Here is a 16,448-nt window from a genome sequence, read left to right on the forward strand (position 1 = left end):
ATTCTTAGCTTACTTTCCGGGAACGATTCCATCGGTCAACAGAGCACGGCCTTCTCTTGGAAAGAATATAATTCTTCCTGCATGAATGTCCCTGCCGTTTTTTCTCAGAGTCGGATTTCCCTCAAGATACACTTTTTCCTCTTTTTCAAAATAAGTGGCGTATTCTCCCGTTGCGGAAGAATCCTTTCCTTCGATTAGAACGTTTCCTCGGATTACGGTTTCGTTTTTATCCATAAACCGCTCGAACTCAACCGCGGTCATCGTACTAGTAACCGCGTCTGTCTTTTTGTCTAAGAAATCGATTTTTCCCGAATCGGTCAAATGAATGTACTGATCGTTTTTAAAGTAGTCAAGGACATTCCCGGAGAGGATCAATCTGTTTTCACGATCATGAACCGTGATTTGATTTCTGGCTTCGATCTTCGATGAATTTTTTCCATAGCTGACTAACTTTTCAGCGTTCATTTTTAGATTTCTACGGTAAATCGTAGCGTTTCCGTAAAGACCCACTCTCGTTTCTCCGTTTTCATCCTTGTCGCTGATGAGTTGATCGCCTTTCATGATGGCGACTCTTGTGACTTCTTTTTTGATTTTTTCTTCGATCGCGGGAGAATCTTTTTTATCCTTATTCTCTTTGTTTTCTACGGTTTCCGTTTCCGTATAATTTTGAAATAGGATACTTTCTCCGGTTAACTCGACTTTGTTGATGTTCGTATAAAACGTGAGTTGTTTTCCGGTGAGATAACGATCCTTTGCGATGAGAATCGGATCGGGATCGGTCGTGATCTTATCGGAGTCTTCTTCGAACACCGCTTCCTTGCAAAGAATGGTGATCTGCGGATGTGCGATGACTACGTTCTCTTTGAGTAAGGTCGTTTTTTTGGCGAGATTTCTTTCTATGAACGTCGCGGAGATCACCGTTTTGACCCCGCTTTTATCCGTATGAAACAATCGGGGACGATCCTTGATAAAAACCTTTTCTTCGAACTTATCGTATTCTCCGATGCCCGCGCGAAGAGTCACTCCGTTGTCCCCGTCTTGAACGACGACCCCTCCTCTTAAAAATCCTTTGAACGCGTCCTTTCCGTAGACTTCGATCTGATTTGCGGAGAGTTTTACTTTCTTATGTTGAATCCACGCGCCTCCGTCCAGGATAAACGCGGTGACCTTCAAACCGGAAACGGTTTTGTCTTCCTGCGTCAAAGAAGATCCTCCCCAAAGAGTCGGAAAGTTCGGAGTGTTGTTTTTCTTTTCCGGGTTTTCGGGAAGAACGTTCACGAACTTTCTGTCCGCGGTCTCGCTTCCCACCGGAATCGGAGGTTTTACGTTTCCGTAATATGCAAAAAACGGAATGCACAAAAGAAGAATCAAGCGGATCTTTCGAATCATGGGGAACCGGCCGCTTTCAACGGGTTCGTTCCGCCTTGTGTGATCGCGCTCGGCTTAAGAATCGTGAACTTATTCAAATCCTTATCGGCTCTGAGTCCGATTCCTCGGATCGTAGTTCCGTCCGCGCTTACGGTCACTTCCGTATCGGATACGAGCTTTTTCGTATCCATGTTGTATTCCATCGCCCTGGCGGTAAGCGTTTTGTTGTCTTCGGTTCTTAAGAAGATTTTACCCTCTAAGATCATCAATCTTGTCTTGTGATTGATCTCTCCCTTTTCGGCGAGAAGTTTCGATTTGAATTTTCCGCCCTCGAACTGATCGAAGTCGATATTGTAGAAGATGGTTTTATTCTCGTTTACGTAGACGTAGGATTCTTCCGCTCTGAGTTCCCATTGGAGTTGTCCGTTTTCGTCGTAGGCTTCCCGTTTGAAGTTGCGAATGGAAACGGAGGAACCGCTTTCTCTTTCCTTTTCCACTCTTTCGTAATTTACTTTTTTGCAATCGAAGAATGAAAACGAGAAGAAGACGCAGACAACCGAAAGGAAAACGATCCGAATCCGATTGAGGTTGTTCTTCTTCATAAAAATTGGGTCGCAGTTAGTTTCTGGAAACGAGAATCTCTTTTTTGATATAACGATCCAAACCGATCATCTCCTTCAAAAGGGATTTGATCTGAGAAAGAGGATATTGAGTCGTCGCATCGGAAAGAGCCTTTTCGGGATTGGGATGGACTTCCATAAAAATTCCTTCGATGCCGAGAGAAACCGCGGAACGAAGAACGCTCGGAATGAATTCTCTTTGTCCGCCGGTGCTGTTTCCCGCCGCTCCCGGAAGTTGCGCGGAATGGGTCGCGTCGAATACGACCGGAATATCGAATCCGTGGATGATCGGGATCGCCCTTCCGTCGAAGATCAGATTTCCGTAACCGAAGCTCGTTCCTCTTTCGGTTACGATACATTTTTCGTTTCCGGATTCTTTCATCTTAACGGCGATATGACGCGTGTCGGCCGGTGCAAGAAATTGACCTTTTTTCACGTTCACCCATTTTCCCGTTTTTGCGGATTCGGCGATCAGATCGGTTTGTCTGCAAAGAAAGGCCGGAATCTGGTAAACGTCGATCACGTCTTTCAGAGGAGCGATCTGATGCGTTTCGTGGATATCCGTCAGAACGGGAACGTTGTATTTGTTTTTGATATATTCTAAATTCTTAATGCCTTCGGCGAGTCCCGGACCTCTGTAAGAATTTACGGAGGAACGGTTCGCTTTGTCGAAACTGCTTTTGAATATATAAGGAATTTTTAATTCTCCGCAGATCTCGATCATTTCCGCACAGACTCGATCCAACAGGTCGCGATTCTCCATAACGCAGGGACCGGAGATCAAAAAGAACGGTTCGTCTCCTCCGATTTTGGCTCCGTTTAGAAAATCTCTTTTGGTGCAGGTATTGTCTTTCATGTTTATCCTTTCTTTGAGTATTTCACGGTAGCACCGATAAATCCAGCGAATAAAGGATGGGGCGCCGTCGGTTTGGATTGAAATTCGGGATGGAACTGAACTCCGATAAACCAATTGTGTTTCGGAATTTCCACGATCTCTACGAGGTTGTCGTCCGGGGAGGTCCCCGCGATCACCATTCCGTTTTCCTCATATTGTTTTTTGTAACGGTTCGTGAATTCGAATCTATGTCTGTGTCGTTCGTGAATCAGTTCGGATTTATATTCTTTAAAGGTAAGAGTGTCTTTTTTGATTTTGCAAGGATAAGAACCGAGTCTCATCGTTCCGCCCATCTGTTCGATGTCGTTTTGTTCTTCCAAAAGCGAGATCACCGGATGTTCCGTGTCCGGTCTGATCTCTGTGGAGTTTGCGTCTTTCAAACCGAGAACGTTTCTTCCGTATTCCACGACCGCGCATTGCATTCCGAGACAGATTCCGAAAAAAGGAATTCCTTTGGTTCTTGCGTATTGAATGGCGAGAATTTTTCCCTCGATCCCCCGATCTCCGAAACCGCCCGGAACCAAAATGCCGTGTACGTTTTTCAAAGAATCGGCGACGTTGTCCTTGTCCAAATTCTCGGGATCGATTTTTACGAATTCGACCTTCGCGTTATGCGCGATTCCGCCGTGCGAAAGACTTTCATAGATGGAACGATATGCGTCTTGTAAGGAAATATATTTTCCGACAACGGCGACTTGAACGGTTTCTTTCGTGGTGATCAGTCCTTTCACCATAGAATCCCATCCGTTGAAGTTGGAAGTGCGGAGTTCCATTCCCATCGTTTTGAGAACGACCTCGTCGAGTTTTTCTTCCTTATACATTTTAGGAATTTCGTATATTGAAGTGGAGATATCGCTCGCGGAGATTACGTTTTCTTCCTTTACGTTGCAGAAGAGGGAAAGTTTATTCTTCATTTCCTTTGTCATCGGTTGAGAAACGCGGCAAACGAGAATGTCGGGTTGGATTCCGAGTCCGAGCAATTCTTTGACGGAATGTTGCGTCGGTTTTGTTTTCGCTTCTCCCGCTGCGGTGATCGTCGGGACCAGCGTTAAATGGACGAAGAGCACGTTGGAACTTCCGTGTTCGTAACGCATCTGACGGATCGCTTCCAAAAACGGAATCGATTCGATGTCGCCTACCGTTCCTCCGATTTCGACGATTATAAAGTCTGGGTTTTCTTCTCGGGCGACGATATACATTCGGTTTCGGATTTCGTTCGTGATATGAGGAACCACTTGAACCGTTCGACCGAGGTAATCCCCTTTTCTTTCTCTTTGAATGACCGTATTATAAATCTGTCCGGTCGAAACGGAATTCTTCCGTGTCAATTTGGAATGAGTAAAACGTTCGTAGTAACCGAGATCCAAATCGGTTTCGGCTCCGTCGGCGGTGACATACACTTCTCCGTGTTGGTAGGGACTCATGGTTCCCGGATCGATATTGATATAAGGATCCATTTTTTGGAGAGAAACCGTATATCCTCTGCTTTCCAACAAACAACCCAGAGCCGCGACCGTGACCCCTTTTCCAAGTGAGGAACTCACCCCTCCGGTTACAAAGATAAACTTAGTTCTCGACAACTTGCATTCCCGCCTTTCAGAACAGAGTTTTGAGTGTTTCCAGAAATTCAAACAGGAATTTCTAAGAATTCTGTCTCTAAAAAAATAGAAGGACTTCGTTTTAGAGTTTCAGGATTTTCTCGATGAGAAGCGAGGTGGATTTTCCGGGGACAAAGGGTAAGATTTTGACTTCTCCGCCGAATTGACGAACAATCGGAGTTTCGGGAAGTTCTTCGACTTTGTAATCTCCCCCCTTTACGTGGATGGAAGGTTTTACGAGTCGGATGAGATCGAGGGGCGTGTCTTGGGAAAAAATCGTGACCGCGTCCACAAATCTTAGGTTGGAAAGTAGAATGGCCCGATCTTCCTCGGAAACGACGGGTCTTTGTTCTCCCTTGAGACGTTTTACGGAAGAATCCGCGTTCAGTCCCACCCAGAGAAAATCTCCGAGTTCTCTCGCCTGGGAAAGATAGGTGACGTGTCCTTTGTGAACGAGATCAAAACATCCGTTTGTGAATACGATTCTTTTGTCCTTACGAATTTGGTCGGCGAAATCTGCGGCCTGATCCCAGGGAACGATATGATTTTTCAAATCCATTCTTACTTTTGAAAACTCCCCATCGATTGTAAGGACGCTTCGAGTTCTTCCGGCGTTACGGTTTCTGCTCCGAGTTTTCCGACTACGACGCCCGCGGCGGCGTTTGATACGACGCTTGCGTCCAACTCGCTGAGCCCCGCCGCGTGATACGCGGTATAGGCGCTGATGACGGTATCACCGGCTCCGGTTACGTCGAAAACTTCTCTTGCGACCGTCGGTATATGAAAGATTTCTTTTTTAGCGGAGAGATAGAGGCTCATTCCTTTTTCCCCTCTTGTAATCATCAGAGAAGGACAGGAAAGTTTTTCCGAAATTTCTTCGGCCGCTTTTAAGACCTCGGAATCGTTCTCGAGTTTTTTGCCGATCGCCTTTCCCGCTTCGTGATGGTTCGGGGTGAGAATGCTCACGCCTTGGTAAAGAAAAAAATGACTGACCTGGGGATCCACGGTTACGATCTTTTTTTTATCCACGCAAATCTTGGAAACCTCGCCGATGATTCTCGGCGTTAAGGTACCCTTATCGTAATCGGAAAGAACGACCGCGTCTGCGGAATCGATTCTTTCTAAGAAAGCTTTCAGAAGTTCGTCTTCCTCTTTTTGTGTGATCGGTTTTAATTCTTCCTTGTCGATTCTGCAAACTTGTTGATGTCCCGCGATCACTCTCGTTTTTAAGATGGTCGGTACGTCTTCGGATTGAATTAGAAAATTCTGATTTTGATCCGTCTTTTCATCGGAAAGAAGTTTCGAGAGACTTTTTGCCTTTTCGTCTTTTCCGGATCTTCCTAAAACGATGGAAGTAACTCCTAAACTCGATAAATTTTTGACTACGTTTCCCGCTCCGCCTAAGGTTATTTTTTCCTTTCGAACCCAGACGACCGGTACGGGAGCTTCGGGAGAAATTCGATTCACTTCTCCGATCAGATATTCGTCCAGGATGAAATCTCCGATTACGATGATTTTTAAATTCTTAAGATTCGCCGTGGAAGTTTGAAAGCGGTTTCGATCGAGATAATACAAATTCTACTAGTCCTTGGGATTTTGATTTACGGTTTCTCTCTAAGCAGTTATAGTATCCTTCCCGTGTCAACCACTACTGTCCCCATCTTTCCGTTGCCGGAAATCATTCTATTCCCTGGGACATACCTACCTCTTCACATCTTTGAACCTCGTTACCGATTGATGCTCGATTATTGTATGGAATCCGGAGAAGAATTGGCCGTTGCCCCCATTCTTCCCGCTAAGTCCAGAGCGCCTTCCAAACATCCCGAGATCGAGACCGTTTTCGGTTGGGGAAAAATCATTCGAAGAGATCCGTTGCCCGACGGTCGATCGAATATTCTTTTGGAAGGAAAGGGAATCGCTAAACTGATCGACTACGAAACGGTGGAGCCGTTTCGGGTGGCGCGTATCGAAAAGATCGAACCGGATTTCGAATATCTAAAGGACGAAGATTTTAGAAAGACTTTCGAACGCCTTCTGTTTCTTACAAAACGAATTCTTCTTTCGGAAGGCGCCGGGGAAGATTTGATTCTTCGTATGAACGAACTCATGACTCATCCTTTTCCGATCGATTTTATCGCTTCCATTCTCAATTTTGAATTTTCCAAAAAACAAGAGATTCTTGTGGATCCAAACCCGTTGGAGAAAACGAAAATTCTTATGGAGATCGTGGAAGAATTGAATTTGAAAGAATAGTTTTTTCGGAGTTTTTTAGTTTACGGCCGGGTTCTCAGGGTTCCATAAGTGCGCTTCGGAGAACCGTTTCTTGTATGGGCGTTTTATTGCTGAATTCCGATCCGGAAATCCGTTCGATTCTTCAAGAAAGAAAAACGGAAGTTGTTACCCTTTTGATTCCCGAAGCTACGTTATTCGCGTTGGGTGAAAAGGGGCGAAAAAATCTCGGGAAACAGATTCCGATTCTTTTGAAGTATTATTCCAAGTATTTGTCCACGACAAAACGTTTGGGGAAGAATGCTCGTAAAACTATCTATCAACCGAGTCCGGGCAAGGAGAAAATGAAGAGAATCAATGTGCGTTTGAGCACGGGAAGTTGGTCTTTGCTCGGTGCGCTTGCTCAAGTTCACGGGGTTTCTCGGTGTTTTCTTTTTAATTATTTACTTTGGTTTGAAAAAGTTGGGGTCGGGGATTCTATCGTGAGAACTATGAATGAGGGAGGTCCTACGTTTCACAGGGAATACAAATACATTCTTCACCTCGATCTTCTGAAAAACGAAATAACACGCAGATTAGAATGCAACCCGAGGAGCACTTTTTTCGTGGTAAACTACGAAAGTTTGTACAGCTCGTAAAGATATTCAAAAATTCTGAACCGAATTTTAAAATTGGACAATAAGTTTTAGAATACGATCATTCCTGTTCTTCAAAAAACGGAAACGTTGCTGCTTGTAAAAAGTCCCAACGAAAAATCGACAAAGCCTGACTTGTCCGAAAATACAAACCAAGAATTCAAAAGAATCCAATCCATCGATTTATATCTTCCGACAAGTAAACCCGAGAACGGACACTATAAAAAGCAGAACCTACCGATCAAGATTGAACTTTCTTAAACACCCGCCGCGAAGTCACATAACGATCAATCCACCATTTCATCGAAATCTTATCGATCACAACCCCCCTTGTCGAAGACGCATGTGCAAATTCCTTGTCGCTAATAACGAGCCCGACGTGGGTAATCTTACTTTGATTCGGGGAAGCGGAAAAAAAGATCAAATCACCGGCCCGCAAATTCTCATGGGAGACTTTGCTCCCCGAATTCGCCTGATCTCGACCCAGACGAGGAACAATTTTTGTGGGAACTCCCACCCGCTTATCCGTTAACGAACTAAACGTAAACCCGGAACAATCCACACCCTTCTTCGAAGTCCCACCCCAATAATAAGGGGTCCCGAGCCATTCTTTCACGACCGAAAGTAAATAAGAAGAATGTAATGTTTCCCACTCCTCCTTTGCGGCCGGAACGGGAGCATCCGGCTCGACTTCGGGAACCAATGGCGGATCGGGAATATTCTCCTCAAACCCGAATTTTGGACGATCCCCGATCACGATTTCGCCCGCGGAATCCAAACCGCTATCCAAGGTTCTCGCGGTCGCGATCGAACTCGTCCAAGAATCCACGGATTTACTTTTGGTCCCGTCGTGCAAGGATTTGAGCTGGGACAACAGATCGGAGGCTAACGTATAACGATCGTTAGACGGATTGAAAAAAATCGCCTGACGAAAGGCCGAATCCGTTTTTTCAAACGGAGAATTTGCGCCCTTATTCGGAAAAAGGCTGAGAATTCTCGACGCGAGTCGGTTTTCCGGAATCCCCGCATATTTACCCGCGATCAAAGCGCGGCCCCCGGCCAAAACGGAAAAACCGTCCCAACGGGACTTCAACGCAGTCGATAAAAAAACGTTCCGGATTTCTTCCCGAATTCCAGCCTTATCCGTTTCCTTAACGAACAAGGAAACCAAAACGAAATCCTTATCGCTGAGTTTTTGTTTGGAAAGAATGGGGATCGCGTCCTCCGCTTCTGTAAAACGCATTCCCGAAAGAGAAACGTAATACTGATTCACGATCAGATCCGCTACCGTATCGGGAGCAAGGCCTTCCATGATCGCCCAGGGAATCGTATTCTTCGTGATCTCGATTACTTTCGGGTCCTTCGATTTTCCGCCTAACTTCTGAAAGACGGAATTTCGGATTAAAAGAGTTTGACCGGTTTCAAAATCCTCTTTGAGCAGATCGGAAAACGAGTCCGCAAAAACGGAAACCGGAATCCAAATAACGGCGAAAAGAATCGTCAGAATTCGAAACATCATCATCTCCTAATATATCAATTTTAGAATGTATAAAAACGGGAATTCTCGCGTTATACGTTATTGATCGCCGCCGTGCATCCAGACTTGGAATTTTTTTCTTGCCAAATAAAGAATCAAACCGCCCGAAAAAGCGAGACCTGCAAACATTCCGAAAAAAGTCGGAAAACTATCGGTTCTCATCAAACCTGCCAATTCTCCTGCGAGAATATTGCCGAAAAAACTGGAAAGAAACCAAACGCCCATCATAAACCCGCCGAGATGACTCGGAGCCAATTTCGTGACAAGCGCAAGTCCGCCCGGAGAAGTGAACAATTCCCCGATCGTAATACAAAGAACCATTAAAAAAAGCCAGATCGCCGAGATCTTATGCCCGACTCGAAAGTCAAGAGTGACTAACGTTAAAATCAGAAACCCAAAACCCAAAATAAAAAACCCGTATGCGAATCTCGTCGAAGTATCGGGTTTCCAATTCCGCCGCGCGAGAACCGTCCAAAAGGAGGCGATCAAAGGAGCAAAAACCAAAATCAAAAGAGGATTTAAGGATTGGAAAAAAGGAGTGGGAATATCGTAACCGAACCAATTCCGATCCACGTGACGATCGATAAAAAGATTCATCGAAGACCCGATCTGTTCAAAGACCGCCCAGAAAATGATCGCAAAGGTCGTAAAGATGAGAATCACCGCGAGTCTTTGTTTTTCTTCTCGGGTTAAGGGAGAATGTCTCTGTCCCTCTTCGATTCTATTTTTTTTGCCGGGTTCGAAAACCCGATCCGAAAATCTTTTTTGTCCGAAAAGAAAAATCAAAATCCCGAATAACACCCCGAAGGCGGCCACGCCGAATCCGTAACCCCAGCCGAAGGATTCGCTGAAATACCCGCAGAAAAGAGGTCCTAAAAAACCGCCGAGATTGATTCCCATATAAAAGATCGTAAACCCGGAATCTTTCATGTGGGTTTTGTTATCTTCTTCGTAGATTCTTCCCACTACCGTGGAGATGTTCGGTTTAAAAAAACCGACTCCGATGATGAGCAATGTCAATCCCAAAAGAAAGAACGGCTTCGTTTCAAAGGCAAGACTGAGATGTCCGAACATCATCAAAGTCGTTCCCAAAAAGATGGACCTTCGAAAACCGAGATAACGATCCGCGAGATAGCCGCCGATCAAAGGGGTTAAATAAACAAGACCGGTATAAATTCCGTAAACCCGGTTCGCTTCCGGATCCGAATAGTGAAAAACCTTCGTGAGAAACAGCACGAGTAAGGCGCGCATTCCGTAAAAACTGAATCGTTCCCAGGTTTCCGTAAGAAACAAAACGGGAAGACCTTTCGGGTGAGAATTTACGCTTTTGCTCTGGAGGTCCATAAGGGTTCCTGAATATTCTCTTCAAGGTTCGCATAACGCGCCGCTACGAAAAAATAATCCGAAAGACGGTTCATAAAAATCATAGGAGGAGAAAGAATTTCGAGCCCCTCTTCCTTGTATTTCACCATTTCGCGTTCGAGTCTTCTGGCGACCGTTCTGCATATATGCAAAAACGAAGAGCCTTTGGTTCCTCCTGGCAGAATGAACTTTTTCAAAGGTTGTAATTTTTCCTGCATCGTGTCGATCCGCCCTTCCAAAAAGGAAATGTCCTCTTCTAAGATACAGGATTCATCCTTGGGTCTAAACCCCGCGAGCTCCGAACCCAATTCAAAAAGTAAATTTTGAATCGTTTCCAAGGGAGAATGAAGATCGGAATTTTCAGGTAAAAAAGATCGAACGACCCCGATCGTGGAATTGAGTTCGTCTGCGGTTCCGAACAATTCCACTCTACGATCGGATTTGGGAACCTTGGCTCCGGTCGCCAAAGAGGTCTGACCGAAATCCCCTTTCTTAGTATAGATTTTCATAATTCTTCCGTAAGCTCGATTCTCCATCACGGAAAAAGGAGACAAAATACGATCAAAACAATGGAAACGGCGGATGGAAAGAAAAGGACTTTTTTTATAAACTGAAGGAAAAGAGTTGCTTTCAGAAATAGTTTTGGTTAATATTTTGACAAAAGTTTCCTAAACTAAAGTTCGGCTCCCTCCGCACAATACTTTAGGAAAAAAATATAAAAACTTTCACCTCCGTCCTAAAACAGAGTGGAAGTTCGCAGTGGAAAACAAAGGCGGTCTTCGCCCCAAAACATCGGCCCGGACGGATCCGGGCAACATTGACAGGGAGGTTGTGAAAATGATCATCAATCACAACATTAGCGCACTCAGGACGAACAACGTACTGAAGAGCGTAAACAAAGAATTGGATAAAACCATGGAGAAACTCTCCACCGGTTTGCGGATCAACCGCGCCGGGGACGACGCTCTGGGTTTTGCCATGTCCGAAAAGATGCGGACTCAGATCCGCGGCCTGGCTCAAGCGGAGCGTAACGTGATGGACGGGGTTTCCTTCATTCAAGTTACGGAAGGAACTCTGGAACAGGTCAACAATATCCTGCAAAGACTGAGAGAACTTTCGATCCAGACTTCGAACGGAATTTATTCCAACGAAGATCGTAAGCTGGTTCAACTCGAAGTCGATCAACTGATTGAGGAAGTGGATCGAATCGGTAAATCCGCCGAGTTCAATCATATCAAACCTCTTTCGGGAGATCATTCGAAACAATCCAACAAACCGATTCAGTTGCAGGTCGGACCGAATCAAAACGAAAAACTCGATATCTTTATCGATTCCATGAACGCCACCGGACTTCAGTTGGTTGCGAACGGAAAAAAACAAGCCCTCTCTTCTCCGGCCAGCGCGAACGCGATGATCGGAATTTTGGATACGGCGATTTCCAAAGTGAATCAACAAAGGGCCGATCTCGGAGCATACTACAATCGTTTGGAAATTACTTCCCAAGGATTGCAGTCTAGTTACGTAAACATGGTCGCCGCGGAAAGCCGTGTGCGGGACGCGGATATGGCGGAACAAATCGTGGATTACACGAGAAACCAGATTCTCACCAAAAGCGGATCCGCGATGCTCGCTCAAGCGAACATGAGACCCGATCAAGTGGTAAAATTGTTAAGCGACAGATTTGGTTGATCGTTTCGGATCGACCGATTCTTTCTTTAGGGAGAATGGAGAATCGATCCCGAACTGAAAAAATTTCCGAAGAACCCAAGGGCCGCTCTTTATCGAGGCGGCCTTTTTTATTTTTACGCGTCAAGGCTCGGACAAGTTTATTTTGTTTTTTGAATATTCAAACTTGAAAATATTGTGCCGAGCCCGATTCTCCCCTGTTTCCAAAGCAGATAAACCGGAGGATAGACCAATAATTCCAAAATAAAACTCGTCGCAAGCCCGCCCACCATCGGCGCGGCGATTCGTTTCATCACATCGGAGCCGGTGCTGTTGGACCAAAGAATCGGTAACAATCCCATCATCGCCGCGAGAACGGTCATGATCTTCGGACGAACGCGATGAACCGCGCCGTGAAATACGGCGTCGATCCATTCTTCCTCGGTTTTGAGTTTTCCCTTTTTGCGAGCGTCTTCGTAGGAAAGATCCAAATACAAAAGCATAAAAACCCCCGTTTCGGCGTCGAGTCCCATGAGCGCGATCATTCCCACCCAAACCGCGACGGAAACGTGATAGTCGAGAATATACAAAAGTCCCACCGCTCCGACCAACGAAAACGGAACCGCGAGCAATACGATCCAGGTCTTCGCATACGATCTTGTGTTCGCGTATAACAACAAAAAAATGACGAGCAACGTGATCGGAAGGACATACTTCATTCTTTCCCGAACCCGGATCATGTTTTCGTATTGGCCGCTCCATTCGATCGTGTAGCCGCTCGGTGTTTTGATCTTTTGTTCGATCAGTTTTTTGGCCTGGTCGACGTAGCCTCCGATGTCGCTCGTGGACGGATCGACGTAAACGTAACCCGCTAGGAATCCGTTTTCGTCCCGGATCATGGAAGGCCCAGTTTTTAAACGGACATCGGCGATTTCCGAAAGCGGAATATGTCCGAACGTTTGGGTGGGAACCAAAATCGCACGGATCTTATCCACTGAATCCCTGAGTTCCCTCGGATATCGGAGGTTTACGGAGAACCTTTCCCGTCCTTCTATGGTTTGTGTGATCGATTCTCCGCCGATCGCGGAAACCACGATTTGTTGTGCGCCGTCCACAGATATATTATATCTTGCTAAATTAGATCTTTTTAATTCTATATCGAGGTAGTATCCTCCCGCGGTCCGCTCCGCGAACGCGCTTCTCGTTTCGGGGACCGTTTTTAAGACGTTTTCGATTTGGATTCCGAGTTTTTGGATTTCATCCAATGACGAACCGAGAATTTTGATTCCAACCGGAGTTCTCATTCCGGTGCTCAACATGTCGATTCTTGCTTTGATCGGCATGGTCCAAGCGTTGGTGACTCCCGGAAATTCCATTTCCGCGTTTAGAATTCGGATCAATTCTTCCTTCGTGATTCGTTCCGATAAAAACGGATAGAACGGGATTTGAAAAATTCTCGGCCATCCGGAATAGAATCGATTCGCCTTTCTCCATTCTTCCTTAGGATGTAAAAGTAAAACCGTTTCCATCATGGAGAACGGAGCCGAGTCGGTCGCGGTTTCCGATCTTCCCGATTTTCCGAAAACTCTTTTGACCTCGGGAACCGATTTCAGTTTTCGATCCATCGCGATCATGAGTTTTTCGGCTTCGGCCACTCCGATTCCGGGTAACGTGGTCGGCATATAAAGAATCGTTTCCTCGTCCAAAGGCGGCATGAACTCCGATCCCAAGCTCCAATACATCGGTATCGTGAGAATTACGAGAACCAATGCGGAAACGATCGTTCGTTTCGGGTTGTGAAGAACCCAACGACAAGCGGGGCCGTAGAATTTAAAAAGAATCTTACTGACCGGATGTTTTTCTTCGGGATAATATTTTCCAACGAAAACGGAGGTTGCGATCTTGGAAAGAATCGGACTTTTGAATCGAAAAGGATCCATTCTCGTGAACAACATTCGAAACGCCGGATCCAACGTGATCGCAAGAAGGGCCGCGACCGCCATTGCAATATTTTTTGAATATGCCAAAGGTTTAAACAACCTTCCTTCCTGATCGACCAAAGCGAACACCGGAATAAAAGCGACCGCGATCACAAGCAACGAAAAGAATACGGACGGACCGACTTCCAAAAGCGCTTCCAATCGAACCTGATGATAATCCCCCTTTCTTCCCGAGGTTTCCCATTCTTCTAATTTTTTATACGCGTTCTCCACTTCCACGATCGCGCCGTCCACGAGAACGCCGATGGAAATCGCCATTCCGGAAAGGGACATCAGGTTCGCATTGATATCCAAAAGAAACATGGGAATAAACGTAAGAAGCACGCTGATCGGAATCGTCAATATCGGAATGATCGCCGATGGAAAATGCCAGAGAAACAAAAGAATCACCGCCGAGACGATCAACATCTCCTCGATCAACTTCCATTGCAGAGTGGAGATCGCGTTCCGAATCAACTCGGATCGATCGTAAACGGTGATCAGTTCGGTTCCTTCGGGGAGAGTTTTTCGGATTTCTCCGAGCTTGCTCTTCAAGCGATCGATGACGTTTAACGCGTTTTCCCCATGTCGCATAACAATCGTGCCGCCGACCACGTCCCCTTCCCCGTTTAGATCCGCGATTCCTCGTCGCAGATCGGGCCCGAACTGAACGTTCGCCACGTTTTTTAAAAGAATGGGAGTTCCGTTTAGATCGGTTCCCAAAGAGATGTTTTCTATATCGCTCAGAGAAGAAAGATAGCCTCGACCCCGAACCATATATTCCGCGCCCGAAATTTCCAAAAGTCTTCCGCCCGTTTCCTGGTTGCTCGAACGGATTCTTTGAACGAGGGTCTCGAAATCTATATTATAAGATCGTAAAGCGTTTGGTTGGATCGTGATTTGATACTGTCTTTTGAATCCTCCGATCGACGCGACTTCGGAAACTCCGGGAACCGCGTTCAGGGAATATCTGAGTTTAAAATCCTGATACGTTCTCAGATCGGCGAGATTCGATTTTCCGCTCGTGTCCGATAAAACGTATTGATACACCCAGCCCACCGAGCTTGCGTCCGGACCGAGTTCGGTTTTCACTCCCGCGGGAAGATTGGATTGAATTCGGGAAAGATATTCCAAAACTCGGGATCTCGCCCAATAAATATCCGTCCCGTCCTGAAAGATCACGTAGACATACGAAAAACCGAAATCGGAAAATCCTCGAACCGCTTTGATCTTCGGAGCTCCGAGCAAAGACGTGATGATCGGATAGGTTACCTGATCTTCTAAAATATCGGGGCTTCGATCCCATCTGGAATATACGATGACCTGCGTGTCCGAAAGATCCGGGATCGCGTCCAAGGGAATGTTTCGAAGCGAGACGATCGACGCGACGACTGCGAACAAGGTCAAAAGTATTATTATGAATTTATTATATACGGAAAAACGAATGATGTTCTGGATCATGGATGATAGCCTCAGTGTTTGTGATCTTCGCCAGAGGAGCCGAAACGTATTTTGGCTTCCGAGTCGAGTAAAAAGGCCGATTCTACGACCACCCTTTGGCCTTCTTTCAAACCTTCCTGAATCTGGGTCCAAGGTCCTGCGCTCGCTCCGGTTTTAACCGGGACGCCGAGAAAACGATCCGGTCCCGTTTGCACGTAAACGATTTTATGCATTCCTGTATCGAAGACCGCGGAGGAAGGAACGCTCAAAACGTTTTTCAGAGGAATGTCGATTTCCAGATCTCCGAACATCTGCGGTTTTAAGATTTGATTTTTATCGAAGACCTCGCTTCTCAGTCGGAGCGTTCGATTGTTCTTATCCAGAATCGTGTCGATGCTTGCGATTCTTCCCGAGAAAACCGTATCGGGATATACGTTGGTTCGGAACGAAATTTTTAAACCGACATGCATAACGGAGAGATCGGATTCGTAAATTTGAGAATAGATATGCGCCCTTCCCGACTTTCCACCCAAGATCAATTCGGAAGGATCCCGTTTTCCGGAAGTCCAAAGACGGATTTGTTCCGTGGAAAGCCCGAGTTGTCTGAGACGAATCTGCGGATTCTGACCCGCAAACGAGGAAGAATCGGATAAGAGTTCTCTTGCGCGCAAAAGCTCCTTATATTCCGTCAACGCGGTATATAAATCGGGATCATACGCGACCGTAGAATACGCCGAGATTTTTTTCTCCAAATCTTTCCTTTGAACCGTTTCCGTTCGGATTCCGATCGATTGTTGTTTTTCCAGGGAGAGTTTCAGTTCTCGAGAAGGAGAATTCTCGTTTTTCTGAATATTCTCTGTTTTGAATGTTTGTTCCGATTCTCCGTTTGCGCTTTTACCGGAAGAATTTTGGGAAGAATCGTTCGCCTCGTGTTCTTCGTGATTCTCGTGCGTTTTGGGGACGAGGTCCATATTACAAATCGGGCATGTCCCCGGTCGATCGGACGTATAGGTAGGATGCATCGGGCAGTAATAGATTTCTTTGGATCGTTTGCAAAGAGCCAGAACGGAAACAAGAGCGACTAACGCGGTTAAAAATATAAATTTCTTTTTCATAAGGA

15 protein-coding genes and 1 pseudogene (1 of these 16 only partly in view) are annotated in these 16,448 nt (G+C 45.8%); 3 read left to right on the forward strand and 13 right to left on the reverse strand.

Annotated features, from left to right (window positions below; genetic code table 11):
- Positions 1 to 9: 9 nt before the first annotated feature.
- The 6 genes from LEP1GSC052_RS05330 to rfaE1 form a co-directional block, all read right to left on the reverse strand.
- Entirely contained in the window at positions 10 to 1,389 is a 1,380-nt protein-coding gene (locus LEP1GSC052_RS05330) for an LptA/OstA family protein (protein ID WP_010574784.1), read from the reverse strand.
- Positions 1,386 to 1,970, reverse strand: a complete 585-nt coding sequence (gene lptC / locus LEP1GSC052_RS05335; RefSeq protein ID WP_010574785.1) for an LPS export ABC transporter periplasmic protein LptC — start codon at positions 1,968 to 1,970, stop codon at positions 1,386 to 1,388. The genes LEP1GSC052_RS05330 and lptC overlap by 4 nt, the downstream gene beginning before the upstream one ends.
- A gap of 16 nt (positions 1,971 to 1,986) precedes the next feature.
- Entirely contained in the window at positions 1,987 to 2,844 is an 858-nt protein-coding gene (kdsA, locus tag LEP1GSC052_RS05340; RefSeq protein WP_010574786.1) for a 3-deoxy-8-phosphooctulonate synthase, read from the reverse strand.
- 2 nt (positions 2,845 to 2,846) lie between these two features.
- On the reverse strand, positions 2,847 to 4,463 hold the full coding sequence (locus tag LEP1GSC052_RS05345) for a CTP synthase (protein WP_010574787.1): 1,617 nt from the start codon (positions 4,461 to 4,463) through the stop codon (positions 2,847 to 2,849).
- Between the two features lie 100 nt (positions 4,464 to 4,563).
- Positions 4,564 to 5,040, reverse strand: a complete 477-nt coding sequence (gene rfaE2, locus LEP1GSC052_RS05350; protein ID WP_010574788.1) for a D-glycero-beta-D-manno-heptose 1-phosphate adenylyltransferase — start codon at positions 5,038 to 5,040, stop codon at positions 4,564 to 4,566.
- A gap of 2 nt (positions 5,041 to 5,042) precedes the next feature.
- Positions 5,043 to 6,056, reverse strand: coding sequence for a D-glycero-beta-D-manno-heptose-7-phosphate kinase (gene rfaE1 / locus LEP1GSC052_RS05355; RefSeq protein ID WP_020986546.1), 1,014 nt, complete (start codon positions 6,054 to 6,056; stop codon positions 5,043 to 5,045).
- Between the two features lie 54 nt (positions 6,057 to 6,110).
- On the opposite strand from rfaE1, the gene LEP1GSC052_RS05360 reads away from it, so the two are divergent.
- Positions 6,111 to 6,734, forward strand: coding sequence for an LON peptidase substrate-binding domain-containing protein (locus LEP1GSC052_RS05360; protein WP_084492261.1), 624 nt, complete (start codon positions 6,111 to 6,113; stop codon positions 6,732 to 6,734).
- A 74-nt stretch (positions 6,735 to 6,808) separates the two neighbouring features.
- Positions 6,809 to 7,348, forward strand: a complete 540-nt coding sequence (locus LEP1GSC052_RS05365) for a DUF1564 domain-containing protein (protein ID WP_010574790.1) — start codon at positions 6,809 to 6,811, stop codon at positions 7,346 to 7,348.
- A 238-nt stretch (positions 7,349 to 7,586) separates the two neighbouring features.
- Here the strand turns inward: LEP1GSC052_RS05365 and LEP1GSC052_RS05370 are convergent, their stop codons facing one another.
- The 4 genes and pseudogenes from LEP1GSC052_RS05370 to LEP1GSC052_RS21525 all read right to left on the reverse strand — a co-directional run.
- Complete coding sequence (locus LEP1GSC052_RS05370) at positions 7,587 to 8,861, reverse strand: C40 family peptidase (protein ID WP_010574791.1); 1,275 nt, start codon at positions 8,859 to 8,861, stop codon at positions 7,587 to 7,589.
- Positions 8,862 to 8,921: 60 nt separating this feature from the next.
- The gene (locus LEP1GSC052_RS05375) at positions 8,922 to 10,226 is read right to left on the reverse strand and encodes a peptide MFS transporter (RefSeq protein ID WP_020985728.1); all 1,305 of its coding nucleotides are present in this window, start codon (positions 10,224 to 10,226) and stop codon (positions 8,922 to 8,924) included.
- Positions 10,202 to 10,753, reverse strand: a complete 552-nt coding sequence (locus LEP1GSC052_RS05380) for a cob(I)yrinic acid a,c-diamide adenosyltransferase (protein ID WP_040912859.1) — start codon at positions 10,751 to 10,753, stop codon at positions 10,202 to 10,204. The genes LEP1GSC052_RS05375 and LEP1GSC052_RS05380 overlap by 25 nt, the downstream gene beginning before the upstream one ends.
- Before the next feature lie 32 nt (positions 10,754 to 10,785).
- A pseudogene (locus LEP1GSC052_RS21525) lies at positions 10,786 to 11,014 on the reverse strand (hypothetical protein); the annotation flags it as partial.
- 67 nt (positions 11,015 to 11,081) lie between these two features.
- Here LEP1GSC052_RS21525 and LEP1GSC052_RS05385 point away from each other — a divergent pair.
- On the forward strand, positions 11,082 to 11,933 hold the full coding sequence (locus LEP1GSC052_RS05385; protein WP_000586161.1) for a flagellin N-terminal helical domain-containing protein: 852 nt from the start codon (positions 11,082 to 11,084) through the stop codon (positions 11,931 to 11,933).
- Positions 11,934 to 12,070: 137 nt separating this feature from the next.
- Here the strand turns inward: LEP1GSC052_RS05385 and LEP1GSC052_RS05390 are convergent, their stop codons facing one another.
- The 3 genes in view from LEP1GSC052_RS05390 to LEP1GSC052_RS05400 are tightly spaced (at most 11 nt apart) and all read right to left on the reverse strand, a layout consistent with a single transcriptional unit that may run on beyond the window.
- Positions 12,071 to 15,349, reverse strand: coding sequence for an efflux RND transporter permease subunit (locus LEP1GSC052_RS05390; protein WP_020986042.1), 3,279 nt, complete (start codon positions 15,347 to 15,349; stop codon positions 12,071 to 12,073).
- An 11-nt stretch (positions 15,350 to 15,360) separates the two neighbouring features.
- Complete coding sequence (locus LEP1GSC052_RS05395; RefSeq protein WP_010574794.1) at positions 15,361 to 16,443, reverse strand: heavy metal-binding domain-containing protein; 1,083 nt, start codon at positions 16,441 to 16,443, stop codon at positions 15,361 to 15,363.
- A protein-coding gene (locus LEP1GSC052_RS05400; protein ID WP_020986078.1) for a TolC family protein crosses the window boundary here: on the reverse strand, positions 16,440 to 16,448 show its end. Its footprint extends 1,482 nt past the window's final position; the window shows 9 of its 1,491 coding nt (coding positions 1,483–1,491); its start codon lies off the right edge, out of view — the gene reads right to left on this strand; its stop codon occupies positions 16,440 to 16,442. Before LEP1GSC052_RS05400 ends, LEP1GSC052_RS05395 begins: the two co-directional genes overlap by 4 nt.

The sequence above is a fragment of the Leptospira kmetyi serovar Malaysia str. Bejo-Iso9 genome (genome assembly GCF_000243735.2).
Lineage (GTDB): Bacteria > Spirochaetota > Leptospiria > Leptospirales > Leptospiraceae > Leptospira > Leptospira kmetyi.

Coding starts and splice junctions, on each gene's coding strand:
- LEP1GSC052_RS05390 (WP_020986042.1), bottom strand. CDS start 15,349: ATGATCCAGAACATCATTCGTTTTTCCGTATATAATAAATTCATAATA.
- LEP1GSC052_RS05385 (WP_000586161.1), top strand. CDS start 11,082: ATGATCATCAATCACAACATTAGCGCACTCAGGACGAACAACGTACTG.
- LEP1GSC052_RS05380 (WP_040912859.1), bottom strand. CDS start 10,753: ATGAAAATCTATACTAAGAAAGGGGATTTCGGTCAGACCTCTTTGGCG.
- LEP1GSC052_RS05375 (WP_020985728.1), bottom strand. CDS start 10,226: ATGGACCTCCAGAGCAAAAGCGTAAATTCTCACCCGAAAGGTCTTCCC.
- rfaE2 (WP_010574788.1), bottom strand. CDS start 5,040: ATGGATTTGAAAAATCATATCGTTCCCTGGGATCAGGCCGCAGATTTC.
- LEP1GSC052_RS05365 (WP_010574790.1), top strand. CDS start 6,809: ATGGGCGTTTTATTGCTGAATTCCGATCCGGAAATCCGTTCGATTCTT.
- lptC (WP_010574785.1), bottom strand. CDS start 1,970: ATGAAGAAGAACAACCTCAATCGGATTCGGATCGTTTTCCTTTCGGTT.
- kdsA (WP_010574786.1), bottom strand. CDS start 2,844: ATGAAAGACAATACCTGCACCAAAAGAGATTTTCTAAACGGAGCCAAA.
- LEP1GSC052_RS05330 (WP_010574784.1), bottom strand. CDS start 1,389: ATGATTCGAAAGATCCGCTTGATTCTTCTTTTGTGCATTCCGTTTTTT.
- LEP1GSC052_RS05395 (WP_010574794.1), bottom strand. CDS start 16,443: ATGAAAAAGAAATTTATATTTTTAACCGCGTTAGTCGCTCTTGTTTCC.
- LEP1GSC052_RS05370 (WP_010574791.1), bottom strand. CDS start 8,861: ATGTTTCGAATTCTGACGATTCTTTTCGCCGTTATTTGGATTCCGGTT.